The organism is Stenotrophomonas sp. 112478_Sma (assembly GCF_056479905.1).
On sequence record NZ_CM151072.1, the window covers coordinates 1,006,411 to 1,028,798 of the forward strand.

Sequence of the window (22,388 nt, forward strand, 5' to 3'; positions counted from 1 at the left end):
GGCCCGGCGCTACCGGCAAGGCGGCATAGGGTAGCGCGGGGGGCTACCAGTGAATCTGCCCATCGATCACCGGCTGCACCTGGCCGCCGATCCACACCGTGCCCTGCGCATCGACCTGGACCTGGACCTCACCATCGCGGCCCACTTCGCGGCCCTGGCTGGCCACGTAGCCGGCGTTCGTGCCCGGCAGCGCGCTGCGTTGCCGCAGCCAGGCGCCAATCAGCGCATTGGCACTGCCGGTCACCGGATCCTCGGGCACGTTCACCGCATCGCCGGGGCAGAAAGCGCGCACCACGAGCGCGTGAGCGGCAGCCTGTTCCAGTGCGAACACGGCCACGCCGGTGGCGCCGGTGGCATTGGTCCAGTCGCGCACGGCGGCCATGTCCGGCGCCAGGGAGCGCACGCTGGCGGCATCACGCAGGGGCAGCAGCCACCATCGCGGACCGTTGTCCCACAACTGGGCCACATGGCCCTCGGCGGCCTGGGCCAGCAGCGCTTCCGGCACCGCCCCGGGAGCGGTATCCAGGTGCCGTGCTGCGGGGCTGGCGAGCTGGATCGTCGGTGCGGCAGCCGGGCCGGACACGCGCACCGGCAACAGCCCGGCGGCGCACTGCTGTACCAGGGCACCGTCGCGCGGCACGGCCAGGCCGCTGGTCACCGCTGCCCAGGCGGCACCGACACTGGGGTGGCCGGCGAACGGCAGCTCGCTGCCCGGGGTGAAAATGCGTACGTGGTAGTCGGCACCGGCCGCGGTGGGGCGGACGAAGAACACTGTCTCGGACAGGTTCAGCCAGGCGGCCAGCGCCTGCATGCGGTCGCTGGAAAGCCCGTCCGCGTCAAATACGACACCCAGTGGGTTGCCCGTGCCGGGACGGGGAGCAAAGACATCGAGCTGCAGGTAACGATAGGCGGTCATGGCGGGGATATTGGGCTTAGAATCGAAGGTTCCGCCCCCAGGGGCGGCTTCCCCACAATACACATAGCCAATCCATGTCAGCTTCCCCCCTTGTCGATCGTTGGATCGTACTGAAGTTCGGCGGCACCTCGGTGTCGCGTCGCCATCGCTGGGACACGATCGGGAAGCTGGCGAAAAAACGCGCGGAAGAGACCGGCTCGCGCGTGCTGGTGGTGGTTTCGGCGCTGTCCGGGGTGACCAATGAGCTGACCGCGATCGCCGACGGTGCGGCGGACAGCCGTGATCGCGTCGCCGCGCTGGTCGAACGCCACGAGGCATTCCTGGTCGAGCTGGGCCTCGGCCGCGAAGTGCTGGCCGAGCGTCTGGCCGCCCTGCAGGGCCTGCTGGACGATCCGCGCGCGGCCACCCGGCCGCTGGACTGGCAGGCCGACGTGCTGGGCCAGGGTGAACTGCTGTCCTCGACCGTGGGCGCTGCATACCTGCGCGCGTCCGGGCTGGACATGGGCTGGATGGATGCCCGGCACTGGCTGGATGCACTGCCGCCGCAGCCGAACCAGAGCGACTGGTCGCAGCGCCTGTCGGTGAACTGCCAGTGGCGCTCGGATGCGGACTGGGCGCAGCGCTTCCGTGCGCAGCCGACCCGCCTTCTGATCACCCAGGGCTTCATTTCGCGGCACGCGGACGGTGGCACTGCCATCCTCGGCCGTGGCGGTTCGGACACCTCGGCGGCGTACTTCGGTGCGCTGCTCGGCGCCAGCCGGGTGGAAATCTGGACCGACGTGCCGGGCATGTTCAGCGCCAATCCCAAGGATGTGCCGGACGCGCGCCTGCTGACCCGTCTGGATTACTACGAGGCGCAGGAAATCGCCACCACGGGTGCCAAGGTGCTGCATCCGCGCTCGATCAAGCCGTGCCGCGATGCCGGTGTACCGATGGCGATCCTCGACACCGAGCGCCCCGAGCTTCCAGGTACCAGCATCGACGGCAATGCCGCGCCGGTACCGGGCGTGAAGGCAATCAGTCGTCGCAACGGCATCGTGCTGGTGTCGATGGAAGGCATCGGCATGTGGCAACAGGTCGGCTTCCTGGCCGATGTGTTCGCCCTGTTCAAGAAGCACGGCCTGTCGGTGGACCTGATCGGTTCGGCCGAAACCAATGTCACCGTGTCGCTGGATCCGTCGGAGAACCTGGTCAACACCGATGTGCTGGCCGCGCTGTCGGCCGACCTGTCGCAGGTGTGCAAGGTCAAGGTGATTGTGCCCTGTGCGGCGATCACCCTGGTCGGGCTGGGCATGCGCTCGCTGCTGCACAAGCTGTCGGATGTGTGGGCCACGTTCGGCCGTGAGCGCGTGCACATGATCTCGCAGTCGTCCAACGACCTGAACCTGACCTTCGTCATCGATGAGGCCGATGCCGATGGCCTGCTGCCGATCCTGCATGCGGAACTGATCGACAGCGGCGCCATGCCGGTGGAGGAAACCGAGGTGTTCGGCCCGCGCTGGCGCGAGATCGCCGGCACGGTTCGCCCGCGCGGCACGCCCTGGTGGCGCGGCCAGCGGGCACACCTGCTGCAGCTGGCCGACGCGGGCACCCCGCGCTACGTCTATCACCTGCCGACCGTGCGGGCGCGTGCCCGCGCGCTGGCTGCGATCAAGCCGATCGACCAGCGTTACTACGCGATCAAGGCCAACAGCCACCCGGCCATCCTGCAGTTGCTGGAGTCGGAGGGTTTCGGCCTGGAGTGCGTTTCGCATGGCGAGCTGAAGCATGTGTTCCAGCACCTGCCGGAACTTTCGCCCAGGCGTGTGCTGTTCACCCCCAGCTTCTGCCCGCGCAGTGAGTACGAGGCCGCGTTCGCACTGGGCGTGACCGTCACCGTCGACAACGTCGAAGCCCTGCAGCGCTGGCCGGACCTGTTCCGCAACCGCGAGCTGTGGTTGCGCGTGGACCTGGGGCGCGGCGAAGGCCACCACGCCAAGGTCCGCACCGGCGGCAAGGAGTCCAAGTTCGGCCTGCCGATCGCCCGCGTCGATGAGTTCGTCCGTGCCGCCACCGAACTGGGCAGCCGGGTGGTCGGCCTGCACGCCCACCTGGGCAGCGGCGTGGAAACCCCGCAGCATTGGCGCCTGATGTGCGATGAGCTGGCAGGCTTCGCCCGCCGCATCGGCAGCGTGCAGACGATCGACATCGGCGGTGGCCTGCCGATTCCGTACAGCGACGAGGACGAGCCCTTCGATCTGGACACGTGGGCTGCCGGCCTGGCCGAGGTCAAGGCGCTGCACCCCGCATTCCGCCTGGCCATCGAGCCGGGGCGCTACCTGGTGGCCGAGTCCGGCGTGCTGCTGACCCATGCCACCCAGGTGGTGGAGAAGGACGGCGTGCGCCGCGTCGGCCTGGATGCCGGCATGAATACGCTGATGCGTCCGGCCCTGTACGACGCCTGGCACGACATCGAGAACCTCAGCCGCCAGGGCGGGTACGCCGAGGCGGCATTCGATGTCGTCGGCCCGATCTGCGAGTCCAGCGATGTGTTCGGCAAGCGGCGCAAGCTGCCGGTGTCCACCGCGCCGGACGACGTGATGCTGATTGCTGACGCTGGCGCCTATGGCTACGTGATGTCCAACACCTACAACCAGCGGGCGCTGCCGCGCGAGGATGTGATCGAGTGATCGCCCTGCGCGCGCTGCACCCGCCCACCGACACGCCCCGCGCAACCGCGCGGGTCCGTGCCTGACCGGATACACCATGACTGCTTTCGACAAACACCAGGTCTCCCGTTTCCGCTTCGTCCGCTGCGAATTTGCCGCGGACAGCGGCGTGGCACGGCTGGTCTACGCCTTCGATGATGGCCCCGAGATGGTGGAAACCATCACCGTTCCCGGCGCCCCGTTCGTCCTCGACCCGGCGCGCGCCGCTGCCGTGCAGCGAGCGCTGCAGCTGCTGCACCTGATCGCCGGCGTCAGCTACTACAAGGCCGGCGTGCCGGAGATCGTCAGCATCGACAGCTACGCCATCGATGCCGATACCGCGGCGCTGGTGGAAGCGATCTACCTCAACGGCCTGGGCGAGTTCGCCTACCGCAACGGCCTCAACCTGCGTGGCCGCTTCCGCCTGCCGGTGCAGGGCGAGCCGGTGCAGGCACCGGAGGTGGGCCTGCATCCGCATGCGCTGGTCGCCATCGGTGGCGGCAAGGATTCGCTGGTCAGCATCGAAGCGCTGCGACGGGCGGGCGTGGACGAGACGGTCACCTGGATCGGCGGTTCGCAGCTGATCCGTGCCTGCGCCGAACGCACCGGCCTGCCGACGCTGAACCTGGGCCGCGCGCTGGCGCCGGAGCTGTTCGAGCTCAACCGCCAAGGGGCGTGGAACGGCCATATCCCGGTGACCGCGGTGAACTCGGCGATCATGGTGCTGGCAGCCCTGCTGCAGGGCGTGGACCAGGTGGTGTTCTCCAACGAACGCTCGGCCAGCTACGGCAGCCAGATTCCGGGCACCGGCGAGGTGAACCACCAGTGGTCCAAGGGCTGGGCGTTCGAGCAGGCCTTCGGCCGCCATGTGCAGGCGCACGTGGCCGCAGACCTGCAGTACTACTCGCTGCTGCGACCGATGTCGGAACTGGCGGTGGCCCGCCAGTTCGCCAAGAGCGACTTCTACGACGCGCATTTCTCCAGCTGCAACCGCAACTTCCATATCCTCGGCGAGCGCCCCGTGAACCGTTGGTGCGGCGTCTGCCCGAAGTGCCATTTCGTGTTTCTGGCGCTGGCCCCGTTCATGCCCAAGACCCGCCTCGTGCGCATCTTCGGTCGCAATCTGCTGGACGATGTCGAGCAGGCCGGTGGCTTCGACGCGCTGCTGGAGTTCCAGGATCACAAGCCGTTCGAGTGCGTGGGCGAAGGTCGTGAATCGCGTGCAGCGATGGCGACCCTGGCGCAGCGACCGGAGTGGAAGGAAGATGCGCTGGTGAAGCGCTTCTGCAACGAGATCCAGCCGCAGCTCGACGCGGCCGAACTGGAGCTGGCGCCGATGCTGCAGCTGCAGGGCGAGCACCGCATTCCGGCTGCGCTGTGGGAACGGGTGCGTGAAGATTTCTCAGCTTGAAGGAAAGCGCGTCGCGCTGTGGGGCTGGGGGCGTGAGGGCCGTGCCGCATTCGCGGTGCTGCGTGCACGCCTGCCGACGTTGCCGCTGAGCCTGTTCTGTCCGGCCGCCGAAGCCGATGCGGCGCGCGCGGAAACGCAGGGGTCACTGGAGGTGCGTGGCGAGCCTTCGGCCGAGGCGCTGGCCGCGTTCGACGTGGTGATCAAGTCACCCGGCATCAGTCCCTACCAGCCGATCGCGGTGGCCGCGGCGGCACGGGGCACGCGTTTCATCGGGGGCACCGCGCTCTGGTTCGCCGAGCATGCCGCTGACGACGGCATCGTCCATGACACCGTGTGCGTGACCGGTACCAAGGGCAAAAGCACCACCACCGCGCTGGTCGCGCACCTGCTGCGTGCGGCCGGTCATCGCACCGGCCTGGTCGGCAACATCGGCCTGCCGCTGCTGGAAGTGCTGGACCCGCAGCCGGCGCCTGAGTATTGGGCGGTGGAACTGTCCAGCTACCAGACCGGCGAAGTGGCGCGCAGTGGCGCGCGACCGCAGGTGGCGGTGGTGTTGAATCTGTTCCCTGAGCATCTGGACTGGCATGGCAGCGAACAGCGCTATATCGAGGACAAGCTGCAGCTGGTCACCGATGCCGCGCCGTGCATCGCCGTGCTCAATGCCGCCGATCCGCATCTGGCGGAACTGACGCTGCCGCACAGCCAGGTGGTCTGGTTCAACCAGCCGCAGGGTTGGCACATGCGTGGCGACATCGTGCATCGTGGCGAACAGGCGGTGTTCGATACACGCAGTACGCCGCTGCCGGGCCGCCACAACCGCGGCAACCTGTGTGCGGTGCTGGCCGCGCTGGAAGCGCTGGGCCTGGACGCGGCGGCGCTGGCGCCGGCCGTGCAGGATTTCCGTCCGCTGCCCAACCGGCTGCAGCGCATCGGCGTGGCCGATGGGCTGACCTACATCAACGATTCGATCAGCACCACGCCGCACGCCAGTCTGGCGGCGCTGGAGTGCTTCAGCGGCCAGCGCATCGCGCTGCTGGTGGGCGGGCATGACCGCGGCCTGGACTGGACCGATTTCATGCAGCACATGGCGCAAGGTGTGCCGCCGGTGGAGATCGTGACCATGGGCAGCAACGGCCCGCGCATCCACGCGATGCTGCAGCCGCTGGCCGATGCAGGTCGATTCGGGCTGCATGCGGCCGTCGACCTGCCGGAGGCCATGGCGCTGGCACGCGCTGCGCTGGGCCAGCAGGGCGGGGTGGTGCTGTTGTCGCCGGGCGCACCAAGTTTTGGGGCCTACCGCGATTACGTTGCGCGCGGACGTCACTTCGCCGAGCTGGCCGGATTCGATCCGGACAGCATCAGCGCGATTCCGGGCCTGGGCATCGCCTGAGGGGGTCGGATCCCTTTCCGCAGGAAAGGGCTCTGATCCCGGCGGGATCCCGGCCGGCAACCCACCGGCAAATTCTTCCACGCAGGCGTGGATCTACGCTTCCTCGATGAACGCGTAGTCGCCGTCAATCAACTGCTGCAGATACGCATCGAAGCCGGGCGCGATGACCGCATAGCTGTCCGGATCATGCAGGTAGCGCACCACCTGGCCGACGGAGCCACCCGGTGCCGGGTCGAAATCCAGGTACAGCATCGAGGTGCCGCCGTTGTTCATGCAGTGCGAGAAGCACAGGCGGCGGCTCATCGGTACGTCGGCATCGATGCCGTCGCCGAGAATCTCCGGTTCGTCGTCCAGCCATTCTTCGTAGATCGAGCGGATGCTGTCGTCCCAGTGCCGCTGATCCTCGAAGATCTGTGCGACCGAGCGCAGGTAGTAGGGGTATCCGCCGCCTTCCACGTCCGAGCCGAGCATCAGCACGCAGACCTCGCCCTCGGGATACCGGCGGAAATGCGTGCCATCCACGCGCGACAGCAGCGCAACCAGACTGTCAGGTACCTGCGGCCACTGCGCACGCAGGCGTTGCAGGTCTCCGGCGCTGGCGCCCTGGACATGCGCCCATTGCGCAGCATCGTCGACGGGCAGGCGCGGCATCAGGCCGGACAGGAATTGATCGACAAGGTTCATTCGCAAACAGGGGCTGGGCGGAATCAGGGCGTATCCAACCACACCTGCGTCACGCCGCCAATGCAGAATGCGGACGGGAGGGGGACATCAGGCGACCCCTCTGTTTCCTTTTCTCTGGAGCAGGCGCATGAATGCATGGCGTTGGGGTGTGGCGATGGTCCTGGGTCTGGCGGCGCTGCCGGCGTGGGCGGCGATGAAGACCCAGCCGGTGGAGTGGACGCACCAGGGCACGACCTTCAGCGGGGTGCTGGTCTATGACGACGGGGACAGTGACAAGCGCCCCGGACTGGTGATGGTGCCGAACTGGAAGGGTGTGAACGAATCGGCGGTCGAGAAGGCCAAGCAGCTGGCCGGCGATGATTACGTGGTGCTGGTGGCCGATGTCTATGGCAAGGGTGTGCGGCCGAAGACCGATGCCGAGGCAGGGCCGGTCGCCACCGCGTTGCGCAACGACCGGCCGCTGCTGCGTGCGCGTGCGCTGGAGGCGGTGAATGTGCTCAAGGCACAGGCCGGCAAGGTGCCGCTGGATGCCAGCCGCATCGGTGCGGTCGGCTTCTGCTTCGGCGGTACCACCGTTCTGGAGCTGGCCCGCGCGGGCGCGCCGCTGGCCGGCGTGGTCAGCCTGCATGGTGGGCTGGGCTCGCCGCTGCCGGCGCAGGCCGGTGGAGCGCATCCCTCGGTGCTGGTACTCAATGGTGCCGATGACAGGAGCGTGACCGCGGCCGACATCGCCAGCTTCCAGAACGAGATGAATGCCGCCAAGGTCGACTGGGAATTCACCAACTACAGCGGCGCCGTGCATTGCTTTGCCGAGCGTGATGCCAACAATCCGCCGGGATGCCAGTACAACGAGCGGGCGGCGAAGCGCGCGTGGAAGGCACTGGACGAGTTCTTCGAGGAGCGCTTCGAGAAGCGCTGAGGCACCGGGTTCGCCGGGCCATGCCCGGCGAGCGCGGTCAATGCGTGCGCTGCACCGCGTAGCGGGCCAGTCCACGCAGAGCGGCGACGGCATCATTGTCGCCCAGCCCGTCGAGCGCACGCTCGGCGCGCTCTGCGTATTCCTCGGCCCGGCGACGACTGTAGTCCAGGCCGCCGGTGGCGTGGATCGCGGTCAGCACTTCCGGCATTGCCGACGCATCGCCTTCCTGCACGATGGTGCGCAGGCGCTCGCGGGTGGCGTCGTCGGAGTGGGCCATGGCATGGATCAGCGGCAGCGTTGCCTTGCCCTCGGCGAGGTCGTCGCCCAGATTCTTGCCCAGCTCCTCGGCGTTGGCCGAGTAATCCAGCACGTCATCGGCGATCTGGAAGGCATAGCCCAGATGCATGCCGTAGTCGTACAGCGCCTGCTGGGTGGCTTCGTCCACGCCGCTGGCCAGGGCGCCCAGGCGGGTGCCGGCAGCGAACAGCACGGCGGTCTTGCGCTCGATCACGCGCAGGTAGGCCGCTTCGTCGGTATCCGGGTTATGCACGTGCAGCAGCTGCAGCACTTCGCCTTCGGCGATGCGATTGGTGGTGTCGGCCAGGATCCGCATCACCGGCATGCGGTCCAGCTCGACCATCAGCTGGAAACTGCGCGAGTACAGGAAGTCGCCAACCAGCACGCTCGGTGCGTTGCCCCACAGGGCATTGGCGGTGCTGCGGCCGCGCCGCAGGCTGGATTCGTCCACTACGTCATCGTGCAGCAGGGTGGAGGTGTGGATGAACTCGATGATCGCCGCCAGCTGGTGATGCTCGGGGCCGGCATGGCCGACCGCATGACCGGCCAGCATCACCAGCATCGGCCGCAGGCGCTTGCCGCCGGCGGAAATGATGTGGTCCGCAATCTGGTTGATCAGCACGACGTCCGAGGACAGCCGGCGCCGGATCAGGGCGTCGACGGCGGCCATGTCGGCCGCAGCAAGCGACTGGATCTGGGGCAGGCCCAGGGCGGGGCGGGTGTCTTCGGTGATGGTCATGCGATCAGGCTTTCAGGCTCGTCGATGATTATAGGCGCTGCCCGTGAATTCGGGCGCAAACCGGCCTGCCGGCCTGATCGCCCCGGCCGTCCGTGACTGCCTGGCGTGAATACGTATGCAGGTGGCGCCATCCCCGGGGAGGCACCGCTAAGCTTGCGGGACTTGGTTTTCGGCCCGCTTCCGGCGGGTCCCGCATGCCCGGAGGGGGGCTGTCGATGTCGCACTATCCATGGTGGCGCGGAGCCGTCATCTACCAGATCTATCCGCGCAGTTTCCTCGACGCCAACGGCGACGGGGTCGGTGACCTGCCAGGGATCATCCAGCGCCTGGACCACATCGCCACGCTGGGTGTGGATGCCATCTGGATCTCGCCGTTCTTCAAGTCGCCGATGGCCGACTTCGGCTATGACATCGCCGATTACCGCGACGTCGACCCGCTGTTCGGCAGCCTGGAGGACTTCGACCGCCTGCTGGCCAAGGCCCACGGCCTGGGGCTGAAGGTGATGATCGACCAGGTCCTCAGCCATACCTCGATCGAGCACGCGTGGTTCCGCGAGAGCCGCCAGGATCGCAGCAATCCGAAGGCCGACTGGTACGTCTGGGCCGACCCGCGTGAGGACGGCACGCCGCCCAACAACTGGCTGTCGCTGTTCGGCGGCTGCGCCTGGCAGTGGGAACCGCGCCGCGAACAGTACTATCTGCACAATTTCCTGGTCGACCAGCCGGACCTGAACTTCCACAACCCGCAGGTGCAGCAGGCCACGCTGGACAACGTGCGGTTCTGGCTGGACCGTGGCGTGGATGGCTTCCGCCTGGATGCGATCAACTTCTGCTTCCATGACGCGCAGCTGCGCGACAACCCGGCCAAGCCCGCTGACAAGCGCGTTGGCCGAGGCTTCAGCCCGGACAACCCGTACGCATACCAGTACCACTACTTCAACAACACGCAGCCGGAGAACCTGCCGTTCCTGGAGCGGCTGCGCGCGCTGCTCGACCAGTACCCCGGTGCGGTCAGCCTGGGTGAGATCTCCTCGGAGGATTCGCTGGCCACCACTGCGGAGTACACCCGCGATGGCCGCCTGCACATGGGTTACAGCTTTGAACTGCTGGTGGACGACTACAGCGCGGCCTACATCCGCGAGACTGTCTCGCGCCTGGAAACCGCGATGAGTGAAGGCTGGCCGTGCTGGGCGGTGTCCAATCACGATGTGGAGCGCGCGGTCACCCGCTGGGGCGGCCATCCGGCCGATCCGCGCTTGGCGCGCATGCTGGTGGCGCTGCTGAGTTGCCTGCGCGGCTCGGTCTGCCTGTACCAGGGCGAGGAACTGGGCCTGGCCGAGGCCGAGGTGCCGTTCGAGGCGCTGCAGGATCCCTACGGCATCACCTTCTGGCCGAACTTCAAGGGCCGCGATGGCTGCCGCACTCCGATGCCGTGGACGGATGCGCCACTGGCCGGTTTCACTACCGGTCAGCCGTGGTTGCCGATTCCGGCCGGGCACCGGGCAGCGGCCGTCGCGGTGCAGGACGCTGACCCGCAGTCGGTGCTGGCGGCCTTCCGGGCATTCCTGGGCTGGCGTCGCCATCAGCCCGTCCTGCAGCATGGCAGCATCCGGTTTCTTGACAGCAGTGAGCCAGTGCTGCTGTTCGAGCGTATGCTTGCAGATGAAACCCTCCTGCTGGCCTTCAACCTGTCGGGCGAGGCGGTGACCCATCCGCTGCCGGCCGGCCGTTGGCAGCAGATGGATGTGCCGGGCCCGGATGCGGGCACGGTGCAGGGTGGCGAACTCCAGCTGCCGCCGCGTGCGGTGTTCTGCGCACGACGCAGCTGATCGATTTCTCCGGTGGCGGTACTTGCGGGGACGGGGCCGAAGCGCCCCGTCCCTTTTTTATGGGCCGTGCCGTGGCTGGCGGACCCCGCCCAAAAGAAAACCCGCTGCTTAGGCGCAGCGGGTTTCCGGTCATGCCTGCGGTCCTCGCCGCCGGGCATGGCCCGGCGCTACCGATGGAGCGGTTGCCGGGCAGCGTCGGGCATTCGATGGGCGGTTGCCGGCCCGGGGCCGGCATTGCCCGGTGAGGGTCAGAACTTGTAGTTCACGCCCAGCACGTAGGTGCGGCCCCACTCGATGTATTCCAGCGGGCGATCCTTGGTGCCGGCGTAGGTGCGGTACGGCTCGTTGGTCAGGTTGCTTCCCTGCAGCAGCAGGGTCAGCCCGCGCAGGGCGCTGCTGTCGCTGAAGGTGTAGCTGATCTGCGCATCGGTCACGTTCTCGCCCACCACATAACGCAGGGTGCGATTGCCGTTGAAGTTGCCGATCTCACCGATGAAGTCCGAACGACGGCGCTGGCTCACGCGGGCCTCGAAACCATTGCGCTCGAAGTACGCGGTGAAGTTGTACACACGCTTGGACAGGCCCGGGAGGCTGATTGGATCGGTACCCACGCTGGAGGCGCTTTCCGGGTCGAGGATCTTGATGTCGCTGTCGTTGAACGTGGCACTGGCCTGCACGCCGAAGCCGCGCAGGCTGTCGGTGAGCATCTCCAGCGGGAACGAACCGGTCAGCTCGAGGCCGCGCAGGGTACCGCCCTCACCGTTCACCGGCGTGGAGAAGGTGCCGGTCGGCAGCACGGGCACCACCATGCCCGGCGGCGGCACGTAGTTGCCGAGCAGCCCGCTGAAGTCGTAGTTGTCCACCGACTGCGTGTAGACGTAGCTCTTCAGGTCCTTGTAGAAGATCGCCACAGCGACGTAGGCCTTCTCGCCGAAGTACTTCTCATAGGACAGATCCAGCGCGGTGGCGCGCCACGGGTCCAGCCGCGGATTGCCGCCGCTGCCGCCGGGGCGGCCGGTGGAGGTATCCACGCCGAACTCCAGGCCGGCGCGCATCTGGTCCACGCGTGGGCGCGCGACCTGCTTGGCTGCCGCGAAGCGCAGGGTCTGTTCGTGCGGGAACATGAAGGCCAGATTCAGGCTCGGCAGCCAGTCGTTGTACTTGCGGCCGTCGGAGTAGGGCTGCACGTTGCTGCCGGCGGGCTGCGACGCGTCCCAGTAGCGGGAGTCCGAACTCTGATCGGTGCGCTGCATCTGCACGCCGATGTTGCCACGCACGCCGACCACGCCGATGTCGGTGTTGATGTTCAGGCGCGCCCAGGCGGTGGTGATCTTCTCCTGCACCGTCCACGACTTGGGAATCAGGTAGTCCAGGTTGTCGACCGGATCGAAGGTCATGTAGCGGGCGACCGCCGCCGGCACGTTCCAGGCCGGGATGGTACCGAGGCCGGCAAAGCCCAGGTTCACCGGGTCGTACTGCAGGTCCGCCGCGATGTTGGCATCGCCCTGGGCACCGAGCAGGATGTTGCCCTCGGACTGGGTCTTGACCTTGCGGCGATCGGCATAGTTCACGCCGATGTCCAGGTCCGGTGCCCACGACGCCATCGCTTCGGGCAGGGCGATGGTCGCCGCCAGCTTGCCGCCCTTCAGGCGATCTTCCACCTTCGGCACCTTGCCGTAGCCGGACCCATAGATGGTGTTGGTCAGGAACAGGGCATCGGGATTGGAGTAGTTCAGCCCCGGGCTGATCTGCGAGAAGCCGTTCTGGCGGATCTGCACGCCGACCGTATCCAGCTGCGGCATGGGCGTGAGCTGCAGATTGTTCTCCAGGTTCAGCTCGTCACGCGTGGCCTTGGAGTAGTTCAGGTCGGCGACCAGCTTGACGCTGCCGAAGTTGAATTCGTTGTTCCAGCCGAACGCGTCGATCTTGTCCTTGCGCTTGTTGTACATGCCGCGCACCAGCGGGTACACGCCGCTGGCGGTACCGCCGGTGAAGGTGCCGTCGGCGTTGATCTGCGGATTGCTGATCAGCAGGCCCGGCAGGTAATTGCCGTTGTAGTTGCTGAGGTTCAGTTCGAACTGGTTGGCGGTGTCGATCTGCTCGGCTTCGGTGTGGAATGCATCGAAGGTGCTGCTCCAGCTGTTGTTGGGCCGGAACTGGATCGTGGCCATCACGCCATCGCGCTTGTTGTTGCCGGTACGGCGCAGCGCCTTGATGCCGTCGGAGAAATAGGTGCCTGCAGCAACGCCGGGACGTTTTCCGTCCGTGGTGTACTGGGTGGTCCACGGCTCGTACAGGCCGACCTGGTTTTCCTGGATCGGGTTGTCGCTGTGCGCGTAACCGATGGCGATGCCCAGGGTCTTGTCGAAGAACTGGTCGATGTAGCTGGCGCTGAAGCGGTTGCCGAACTCATCGACGTTGGCCGCATCGCCGAGCGAGCTCTTCTGCAGGCGCCCGCTGACGGCGATCACCCGGTCGGGGAAGCTGAGCGGACGGGCGGTCTGCATGTCGATGGTGCCCGACAGGCCCTGGCCGACCAGTGCCGCATCGGGCGTCTTGTACACCGTCACGCCGTTGACCAGCTCGGATGGATACTGGTCGAACTCGACGCCACGGTTGTCGCCGGTGCTGACGACCTCACGGCCGTTGAGCAGGGTGGTGGCGAAGTCCGGGGACAGGCCGCGCACGCTGATCACCTGTGCACGCCCGGCGACGCGCTGCGCGGCCAGGCCGGGCAGGCGCGAGATGGATTCGGCAATGCTGACGTCGGGCAGCTTGCCGATGTCCTCGGCGGAGATCGCTTCCACCACCGAGGTGGCGTCCTGCTTGATCGCGATCGCGTTCTCGATGCCGCGGCGGATACCGGTGACCTGCACCGTATCCAGGTTGGTGGCGGCGGTGCCGGCCGGCGTGGTGGTGCTCTGCGTGGTCTGTGCCGCCGCCAGTGACGGCGCCAGGACAACGGCCAGCGCGATGCTCAGCGCGCTGCGCTTGTGGTTCAACATTTTCCCCTCCCAGGCAATGTTGTTGTTCATTTCGAGGTCGTTCCGGCAACGCCGTGAACGTGCGACGCGGTGGCCGCTGTCGTCGCCGCTATGGTAGGCAGCGGGTTCTCCGCGGGAATCACCCTGCATACGTATTCAATGACGTTTGCAGGGTTGTAATCGCTTTCAGATCCCCGCCACGGTAGCGCCGGGCCATGCCCGGCGAACGTCACGCGGGGGCATCCATCACTCCAATGGCGTGAACCGAATGGCCTGCCCGCCGCCCGGCGCCAGCATCAGGGTCAGTGCATCGGCGCTGGTCACTTCACGCGTCTGCCGCGTGAACGCGAACGGATTGCTGCGGTAGTCCGCACCGTCGCCATCGCGATAGATTTCCGCGCGGTAGCGCACGCCCGGCTCCAGGAAGCCCAGCGACACCGGCAGCACGCGGCCATGCTCGTCGGTGATGCTGCCCAGGAACCAGTCACGGCTGTTGCGGTCGCGGCGCACGATCGTCACGTAGTCGCCCACTTCACCATCGAGCACGCGGCTCTGCTCCCAGTCCACCGCCACGTCTTCGATGAAGCGGAACGCCTCCCGATGCTGCAGGTAGTGTTCGGGCAGATCGGCGGCCATCTGGATCGGGCTGTACAGCACCACGTACAGCGCCAGCTGACGGGCCAGGGTACTGGGGATGGCCTGGCCGTGGCGGCCCTTCAGGCTGAGGATGCCGGGGGTGTAATCCATCGGTCCGGCCAGCATCCGGGTGAACACCAGATTGACTTCGTGTTCGGGCGGGTTCGGCGGCTGGCCCCAGGCGTTGTACTCCATGCCGCGCGCGCCTTCGCGGGAGATCCAGTTGGGATAGGTGCGGCGCAGGCCGGTGTCCTTGATCGGCTCGTGCGGATTCACCGACAGGTGCCGGCGCGCGGCTTCCTGCACGACATGCAGGTGGTGGCGCGCCATGAACTGGCCGTCGTGCCACTCTCGCCACAGCGGGCCACCCGACGGGTTGTGACGGTCGACCTGGCCGTCGTCGCAGACGTAGCCGGTCTTGAACTGGTCCACGGCCAGCCGCGCATACAGGTCCAGCGCGGCGTCGAGCTGCGCCTCATAGTGTTCGATGGCACAGCCGGTTTCATGGTGGCCGATCAGGTGCACGCCCTTCTTCAGTCCATATGCCGAAAGCGCTTCAATGTCGAAATCGGGCGTGGCGCGAGTGAAGTCGAAGTCGTAGCCATTGCCCACCCACATGCCGTCCCAGCCGGGATTCCAGCCCTCCACCAGGACGCCACGGAAGCCGTGCGCGGCGGCGAAATCGATCACCCTCCTGGTCTTGGCGGTGGTCGCCGCATGCTTCGGTCCGGTCGCCCAGCTTTCGTTGTCCAGGTGCATCGACCACCACACGCCCAGGTACTTGGCCGGCTTCACCCAGCTCACATCGCCCAGTGCATTGGGCTCGTTGAGATTGAGGATCAGGTCGGACTCGACCAGGCCGCCGGCGCGGTCGGCGATCTGCAGCGTGCGCCAGGGCGTGACGAAGGGCAGGGCACGGCGCACCTTCCACCCTTCGGCCGAGGGCGAGAGCTGCGCGCGCAGGCGCTGGCCGTCGGTGCGGCGCAGCCACATGCCGGCGTAGTCCACCAGCGCAGCCTCATGGATCGCAACGTGCAGGCCATCGCGGCTGCGCAGCGTCATCGGCGTGTGCACCAGCGGGATCTCGCGCAGCGGCGTGCGCTGGTAGAGATACTCATAGTGGATCGGTTCGCCGGCGGGGATCCACCATGCTGTGGAGTCTGCCGCGATGGCGAATTCGGTCAGCTCGTCATCGATGATCGCTTCGCGCAGGTTCGGTTGCTCAGGGAACACATAGCGGAAGCCCAGGCCGTCGTCGTAGACGCGGAACACCACATCCAGCCGGCGCTTGCTGCCGGTGGTTTCGGCCAGCTGCACGGTCAGCTCGTTGAAGTGGTTGCGGGTGAGGCGGCGTTCCCCCCACGGCTGTTCCCACGTCTCATCGACGCTGCGTCGTTGCTGCCCGAGCAGGATGAAATCCCGGTCCAGGCGGCCATCGCGCAGTTCGAAGCCAAGCCTGGAATCCTCCACTACGGCTTCACCGAAGCGCTCCACCCGGTAGCGGGCGGTGCCGCCGTCCAGCACCAAGCTGACCTTGAGCACGCCGCCGGGCGATTGGACGCTGGTGATCTGCGGGGCGGCCTGCGCCAGCGTGGCCAGGCCCAGCAGCGCAACGCCCATGATTCGCGCGAACACCGCACGTACAACACTGGATGACATCGGCATTTCCCCTCCCAAGGCGCCGTTGGCAGACCCGGACCATAAGCCAGCCCGGCGGGCGTACTGCCGCGTCGGTGCATGAATACGTATGCAGCTGGACGCAGGCGACAGCCCCGCGTCTACCATGGGCCCAAGGCACCTTGAGGGAGGCGCCGCGCCCGCGCGCCGGTCACGGCTGCGCGGACCTATAAACGGTGCAGAGAGGGAGGGAGGTCGACGGGCGCAAGCCGGTCTGCCGCTTCGATGCTGAAGATCATTTGCCTGACCGCTGCCCTGGGGGCAGCGCTGGGGACGACCGCGCATGCGGCCGACCTGGAATTCGACGGCCGCCATGCGCGTGCCGAAGCGGCTGCCAGGGGCAGCTTCGTGCTGCACACGCCGAACGGCGCTGTGCCGATTGCCGCCGCGCCGATGCGCAGCCAGACCGGAAGCGTGATGTTCGACGCGCTGTTCGCGCTGGCCCAGCAGGAGATGGCGCAGGACCGGGTCGATGCGATCCGCGACCCCGCCTTTGACGAAGGGCGGCCGGTGCCATGCGACTGCTTCCAGACCGGCGCCCGCTGGCCCTACGTGTGGACCCGAGATGTCAGCTTCGCCGCCGACCTGGCGTTGGCGCGGCTGGATCCGCAGCGCACGCGTCAGTCGTTGCAGTTCAAGTTGTCGGCTGCCCGCGATGGGCGCACGCCCGGCCTGTTCGTCGCGCAGGATACCGGCTCCGGCGGCAGCTGGCCGATCAGCAGCGACCGTGTGGTGTGGTTCCTGGCCGCACGCCACCTGCTGGATGATCCTGCTTTTGCCGAACAGGTCTGGCAGGCGCTGCAGGGCACGCTGGCGCAGGACCGGGCGATGGTGTTCGACCCACAGATGGGCCTCTATCGCGGCGAAACCTCGTTCCTCGACTGGCGTGAACAGACGTATCCGGACTGGACCCGGGAGAACGTGCGCTTCATCGGTGATTCCTACGCGCTGTCCACCAACGTCCTGCACTACCAGGCACTGCGGCTGGCAGAGCAGATGGCCGCGCAGCGGGGCGATGATCGCCGTGCGCAGTACAAGGCGTGGGCCGATGAACTGGCGGTACGGATCGATGCGCGCTTCTGGCGCGACGACATGGGCCAGTACATGAGTTACATCGGTGAGGCGGTGCATCCGGTGCCCTACGCCAAGGTCGACCTGCTGGGCCTGTCGCTGGGCATCCTGGCCGACGTGCTGCCCGAGGCGCGGGCGCGCCGCGCGCTGGCGAACTACCCGATGGGGCCGGCCGGCAGCCCGGTGGTGTGGCCACAGGAAGCCCAGCAGCCGATCTACCACAACCGTGCGATCTGGCCGTTCGTCAGTGCGTATTCGCTGCGTGCTGCGCGACAGCTGGACGACGCGCCGCGCATCGCCGCCGAGATCCGCTCGCTGATGCAGGGGGCGGCACTGGCTGGTTCCAACATGGAAAACTACGAGCTGGTCAGCCAGGCCGTGCATGTGGACGAAGGCGCGCTGAGCGGGCCGGTGGTCAATTCAGAGCGCCAGCTGTGGTCGGTGGCCGGCTATCTGGCCATGGTCACCGAAGGCGTGTTCGGCGTGCAGGACGATGGCCGCGTGCAGCCCAAGCTGCCGGCCGCGCTGGTGCCGGAACTGTTCGGCACACATCCCCGTATCACGTTGGAAGCCAACGGCAAGCGCTATGTGCTGGAGCGCCCGCAGAACGTGGGCGATGGCCTGCTGGTGGCCGGCAGAACCACCACGCGTGGCAGCACCACGACGGTGCAGCTGGTCGCCGCCCCGGCAGCAACCGGTTTCGCTGCCACGGCTGCGGATGCCAACATGCGTGCACCGGCCACGCCGGTTGCGCCGCAGGCCCTGCGCAAGGGCGCGGGCTGGAACGTTCCGGTGGCGGCCGATCAGGTGCTGTGGAAGGACGGCAAGGCGGTCACCGACAGCAAGGGCGTGGCGCGCATCAGCGACGATGGCCTACAGCATTGCCTCAGCCTGACCCGGCGCGAAGGCACGTTGGAATCGCTGCACAGCCCGATGCTCTGCGTCGGTCCGCAGCAGGTGCTGAAGGGCGAGGAACGCTGGCAGTTCACCTCGGCCAAGGCCGGGCAGGTGCGCCTGCGCCTGCAGTACCGCAACCCCAACGGGCCGATCAACACCGGCGTCACGGCTGCGGTCAAGCAACTGGTGCTGCAGTGCCCGGGCCAGCCATTGCAGCGGCATACGGTTGCGATGCCGCACAGCGTGGCCGTGCAGGACTCGACCTCGGCAACGTTCGCTGTGCCCAAGGGGCCGTGCACGGTCGCGCTTGAAGAAGGCTTCAACATGAGCGCACTGCAGCATTTCGCGCACTACACCGGCGGAAAGGGCGGGCGCGAAGGCGTGCTCAACCAGGCGCAGGTGAAGGCGCTGACGCTGGCGCCGGTCGCCACGGCGGAGGACGCACGATGAACCGCCCTGCCAAACCGCAGCTGTCGTTCTGGCAGATCTGGAACATGTGTTTCGGCTTCCTCGGCATCCAGTTCGGTTTTGCCCTGCAGAACGCCAACGCCAGCCGCATCTTCGAGACGCTTGGCGCGGACATGGAGTCGGTGCCCGGGCTGTGGATCGCCGCACCGTTGACCGGCCTGCTGGTGCAACCGGTGATCGGTTATCTCTCCGACCGCACGTGGACGCGCTGGGGCCGGCGTCGCCCGTTCTTCATGATCGGTGCGGTGCTGACCACGCTGGCCCTGCTGGTCATGCCCAACTCGCCTGCGTTGTGGATCGCGGCGGGCACGTTGTGGGTGCTGGACGCCTCGATCAACGTGTCGATGGAGCCGTTCCGTGCCTTCGTGGGCGACCAGCTGGCACCGCGCCAGCGACCGGCCGGTTACGCGATGCAGAGCTTCTTCATCGGTGTCGGTGCCATCGTTGCCAGCTTCCTGCCGTTCATCCTGGCCCACTTCGGCGTGGCCAACACAGCCGCTGCCGGCGAGGTGCCGGATACGGTGCGCTATGCGTTCTATTTCGGTGCGGCAGTGCTGCTGGCGGCGATCACCTGGACCGTGGTCAGTACCCGCGAGTATTCACCGGCAGAACTGGCCGGGTTCGATGACGCCGAGCCGCCGGCGCACCATGCCGCCGCCGCTGCGAGTGGCCCCGCACCGTGGGCGCAGGTGGCGCTGTGGCTGGGTGCAGGCGTGCTGCTGGCCGCTGTGATCGCCGCGCGCCAGGGCGACAGGATGCTCTACGTGCTGGCGGGTCTCTGCGCGGGCTATGGTGTGCTTCTTGCGCTGGCCCGTACGCTGCCGCAGGCGCACATGCTGGCGGCGATCGTGGGTGATCTGCGGGCGATGCCGGTGACCATGCGCCGGTTGGCCTGGGTGCAGTTCTTCTCGTGGTTTGCGTTGTTTGCGATGTGGATCTACACCACCGCAGCGGTGGCCGGCACGCATTTCGGCTCCACCGACCCGCAGTCGGCGGCGTACAACGAGGGTGCCAACTGGGTCGGTGTGCTGTTCGGCGCCTACAACGGCTTCGCCGCACTGGCCGCCTTGCTGATCCCGCCGATGGTGCGCGCCATCGGCCTGCGCTGGAGCCACCTGGTGAACCTGTGGCTCGGAGGGCTGGGCCTGATCTCGCTGATGTTCATCAAGGACCCCACCTGGCTGCTGCTGTCCATGGCCGGCGTCGGCTTCGCCTGGGCCTCGATCCTGTCGCTGCCGTACGCCCTGCTGTCCGACAGCGTGCCGGCGGCGAAGATGGGCATCTACATGGGCCTGTTCAATTTCTTCATCGTCATTCCGCAGCTGGTCGCCGCCAGCGCGCTGGGCTTCGCACTGCGCGAGTGGCTGGGCGGAAATCCCCTGCACGTGCTGGTGCTGGGTGGAGTGAGTCTGTTCATTGCCGGGCTGTGCGTGCTTCGCGTGCCGGCCCATCAGGAGAGTGCATGATGCGTGTGTATTCCAGAATGTCGCTGGGGCTGTCGCTGGCCCTGCTCGCCACGGCGGTACAGGCCGCATCGCGCCCGGACTACGTGGGCACGCTCGAACCGTTCGCCAGCGATGCTGTGTACTTCGTGGTGACCGATCGTTTCGTCAACGGTGATCCGTCCAACGATCATCGCGATCAGGGGGGCAGCCACCGCACGTTCGACATTCCAGTGCCCTGCCCGGACAAGGTGGACGGCAACATCGGCTACCTCGGCGGCGACTTCAGGGGCGTGCTCGACAACGCCGACTACATCCGTCAGCTCGGCTTCGGTGCGGTGTGGATCACGCCGATCGTCGACAATCCGGATGAGGCGTTCACCGGCAGCAAGCCGATCAGCTGCACCAGCACGCTGACCGACCGCGGCAAGACCGGCTACCACGGTTACTGGGGCATCAACTTCTACAAACTCGACGAGCACCTGCCCAGCAAGGACCTGGACTTTGCAGGCCTGACCAAGGGCCTGCACGGTGCCGGCCTGAAGGTGGTGCTGGACATCGTCGGCAACCACGGTTCGCCGGCCTGGACCATGCCGACGCGGCAGCCGCAGTTCGGCCAGATCTTCGACAAGGAGGGAAAGCTGATCGCCGACCACCAGAACCTGCCCCCGCAGAAGCTGGATCCAAAGCACAACCCGCTGCACGCGTTCTACAACACCATCGGCCCGGTCGACAGCAAGGAAGGCTCGATCTTCGATGGCAACCTGGCCGAGCTGTCCGACTTCAACCAGAACAACCCGGCGGTGATGGACTACCTCGTCGGCGCGTACCTGCAGTGGACCGCGCAGGGCGTGGACGCACTGCGCATCGATACCATCGGCTGGCTGCCGCACCCGTGGTGGCACGAGTTCGTGAACCGCATCCGTGCCGAGCATCCGAACATGTTCATGTTCGGCGAGGCCTTCGATTACGACGCCAGCAGGATTGCCGAGCACACCTGGCCGCGCAACGCCAACGTGAGCGTGCTCGACTTCCCGCTGCGTGGCGCGCTGGAACAGACCTTCGGTACCGCCGGCAAGGGCTTCGAGACGCTGGCCGAGCCGCTGCACCTGACCGGCGGCCCCTATGCCAATCCGTACGAGCTGATGAGCTTCTACGACAACCACGACATGCCACGCCTGCAGGCCAGCGACAACGGTTTCATGGACGCACACAACTGGCTGTTCACCGCCCGTGGTATCCCGGTGGTCTACTACGGCTCGGAAACCGGCTTCATGCGGGGCCGTGCCGAGCATGCCGGCAACCGTGCCTACTTCGGCCAGGCGCGGGTGGATGCCGCACCGCAGAGCCCGATCTTCGCGCCACTGCGGCGCATCGCCCAGCTGCGCCAGGCCACCCCGGCGCTGCAGCGCGGCCTGCAGGTGAACGAGCGCCTGCGTGGCAATGAGGCGGTGTTCTTCCGTGTGCTGCAGCAGGGGGATGTGGCACAGACCGCATTGGTGCTGTTGAACAAGGGCGACAAGGCGACGGTTTTCCAGGTGGAGCGCTACCTGCAGGCGGGCCGCTGGCGCGACGCGCTGGACGGCGGTTCGTTGCAGGTGGATGCCTCCCTGAAGGCCGAAGTGCCCGCGCATGGCGTGAAGGTGTACGTGCTGGATGCCTCCGTGCAGCAGCCAGCGCTGCAGGCAGAGCTGGACAGGGCGATGGCCGACCAGAAGGCTCGGGACCAGCGTCTGGGACGGTGAGGGCGCCGCCGGGCATGGCCCGGCGCTACCGCTCTGGTGGGTGCCACCCTCGGTTGGCACTCCCGCTCTGGTAGGTGCCAACCTTGGTTGGCACGCTCTTCGAGCAGGCTCGACCCTACAATAGGCACCCCTCACGCCGCGCCGTACCGCCATGTCCGACCTCGCCCCGCAGACCCCGATCGAAACCCTGCTGAAGGCGGCGATGGACGGGGCGGTGCCGATCCGCGCCTTCATGGAGGCCTTCGTCGCCTCCGAGGTGCTGCTGCTGACCGGCAGCCTGGTCACCCCCGACGGCAGCGGCTTCGACCCACTGCTGTTCGACAAGCAGGGCACGCTGCACGTGGCCGTGTTCACCGACCCATTGCGGGTGGGCATCTACAGCCAGCAGGCCGAACACCAGATCCGCTGGCTGATGCTGGACGTGCTGCGCCGTGTGCCGGGGGGCTATGGCGTGGTGATCAACCCGGGTACCTCGCTGGGCTTCGAGATTTCGCCCAGCGGCATTGGCGAGATCCTGAAGGATTTCGCCCAGGGCTGAGGCCACCCGACGGGGCCGTCCACCTGCGGGCCTTGCGGCACCCGGTCCGGTGCCCGCA

The 22,388-nt window shown here is 67.2% G+C and carries 14 protein-coding genes; 9 read left to right on the top strand and 5 right to left on the bottom strand.

Going from position 1 to position 22,388, the window contains the following annotated elements:
- Positions 1-43: 43 nt before the first annotated feature.
- Positions 44-916 carry a PhzF family phenazine biosynthesis protein gene (locus tag ACZK08_RS04750; RefSeq protein WP_065182409.1) on the bottom strand — a complete coding sequence of 291 codons (873 nt, stop codon included), beginning with the start codon at positions 914-916 and terminating at the stop codon, positions 44-46.
- Positions 917-990: 74 nt separating this feature from the next.
- Between ACZK08_RS04750 and ACZK08_RS04755 the strand changes: the two genes are divergently transcribed.
- From ACZK08_RS04755 to murD, 3 genes are all read left to right on the top strand, one after another.
- Entirely contained in the window at positions 991-3,585 is a 2,595-nt protein-coding gene (locus ACZK08_RS04755) for a bifunctional aspartate kinase/diaminopimelate decarboxylase (protein ID WP_065182408.1), read from the top strand.
- A 76-nt stretch (positions 3,586-3,661) separates the two neighbouring features.
- Entirely contained in the window at positions 3,662-5,014 is a 1,353-nt protein-coding gene (gene murL / locus ACZK08_RS04760; protein WP_065182407.1) for a UDP-N-acetyl-alpha-D-muramoyl-L-alanyl-L-glutamate epimerase, read from the top strand.
- Positions 4,995-6,404: a UDP-N-acetylmuramoyl-L-alanine--D-glutamate ligase gene (gene murD, locus ACZK08_RS04765; protein ID WP_065182406.1), complete on the top strand. Its 1,410-nt coding sequence runs from the start codon at positions 4,995-4,997 to the stop codon at positions 6,402-6,404. Before murL ends, murD begins: the two co-directional genes overlap by 20 nt.
- 93 nt (positions 6,405-6,497) lie before the next feature.
- On the opposite strand, the gene ACZK08_RS04770 is transcribed toward murD, so the two are convergent.
- Complete coding sequence (locus ACZK08_RS04770; RefSeq protein ID WP_065182405.1) at positions 6,498-7,088, bottom strand: SMI1/KNR4 family protein; 591 nt, start codon at positions 7,086-7,088, stop codon at positions 6,498-6,500.
- Positions 7,089-7,215: 127 nt separating this feature from the next.
- On the opposite strand from ACZK08_RS04770, the gene ACZK08_RS04775 reads away from it, so the two are divergent.
- On the top strand, positions 7,216-8,007 hold the full coding sequence (locus ACZK08_RS04775) for a dienelactone hydrolase family protein (RefSeq protein WP_065174562.1): 792 nt from the start codon (positions 7,216-7,218) through the stop codon (positions 8,005-8,007).
- A 37-nt stretch (positions 8,008-8,044) separates the two neighbouring features.
- Here the strand turns inward: ACZK08_RS04775 and ACZK08_RS04780 are convergent, their stop codons facing one another.
- On the bottom strand, positions 8,045-9,043 hold the full coding sequence (locus tag ACZK08_RS04780; protein ID WP_065182404.1) for a polyprenyl synthetase family protein: 999 nt from the start codon (positions 9,041-9,043) through the stop codon (positions 8,045-8,047).
- 215 nt (positions 9,044-9,258) lie between these two features.
- Between ACZK08_RS04780 and ACZK08_RS04785 the strand changes: the two genes are divergently transcribed.
- The gene (locus ACZK08_RS04785; protein WP_065182403.1) at positions 9,259-10,872 is read left to right on the top strand and encodes an alpha-glucosidase family protein; all 1,614 of its coding nucleotides are present in this window, start codon (positions 9,259-9,261) and stop codon (positions 10,870-10,872) included.
- 248 nt (positions 10,873-11,120) lie between these two features.
- Here ACZK08_RS04785 and ACZK08_RS04790 read toward each other — a convergent pair whose 3' ends face one another.
- Together ACZK08_RS04790 and ACZK08_RS04795 are read right to left on the bottom strand one after the other, a co-directional pair.
- Positions 11,121-13,877 carry a TonB-dependent receptor gene (locus ACZK08_RS04790; protein ID WP_065182483.1) on the bottom strand — a complete coding sequence of 919 codons (2,757 nt, stop codon included), beginning with the start codon at positions 13,875-13,877 and terminating at the stop codon, positions 11,121-11,123.
- Between the two features lie 225 nt (positions 13,878-14,102).
- On the bottom strand, positions 14,103-16,157 hold the full coding sequence (locus ACZK08_RS04795; RefSeq protein ID WP_065182402.1) for a glycoside hydrolase family 97 protein: 2,055 nt from the start codon (positions 16,155-16,157) through the stop codon (positions 14,103-14,105).
- Between the two features lie 237 nt (positions 16,158-16,394).
- Here ACZK08_RS04795 and ACZK08_RS04800 point away from each other — a divergent pair, with 237 nt between their 5' ends.
- The 4 genes from ACZK08_RS04800 to ACZK08_RS04815 all read left to right on the top strand — a co-directional run bounded on the left by ACZK08_RS04800 (position 16,395) and on the right by ACZK08_RS04815 (position 22,330).
- Positions 16,395-18,587, top strand: a complete 2,193-nt coding sequence (locus ACZK08_RS04800; protein ID WP_065182401.1) for a glucosidase family protein — start codon at positions 16,395-16,397, stop codon at positions 18,585-18,587.
- A complete protein-coding gene (locus ACZK08_RS04805; protein ID WP_065182400.1) occupies positions 18,584-20,071 on the top strand; it encodes an MFS transporter in 1,488 nt (495 codons plus the stop codon). Before ACZK08_RS04800 ends, ACZK08_RS04805 begins: the two co-directional genes overlap by 4 nt.
- Positions 20,071-21,792 carry an alpha-amylase family glycosyl hydrolase gene (locus ACZK08_RS04810; protein WP_065182399.1) on the top strand — a complete coding sequence of 574 codons (1,722 nt, stop codon included), beginning with the start codon at positions 20,071-20,073 and terminating at the stop codon, positions 21,790-21,792. The genes ACZK08_RS04805 and ACZK08_RS04810 overlap by 1 nt, the downstream gene beginning before the upstream one ends.
- A gap of 151 nt (positions 21,793-21,943) precedes the next feature.
- On the top strand, positions 21,944-22,330 hold the full coding sequence (locus ACZK08_RS04815) for an SseB family protein (protein ID WP_065182398.1): 387 nt from the start codon (positions 21,944-21,946) through the stop codon (positions 22,328-22,330).
- Positions 22,331-22,388 lie beyond the last annotated feature (58 nt).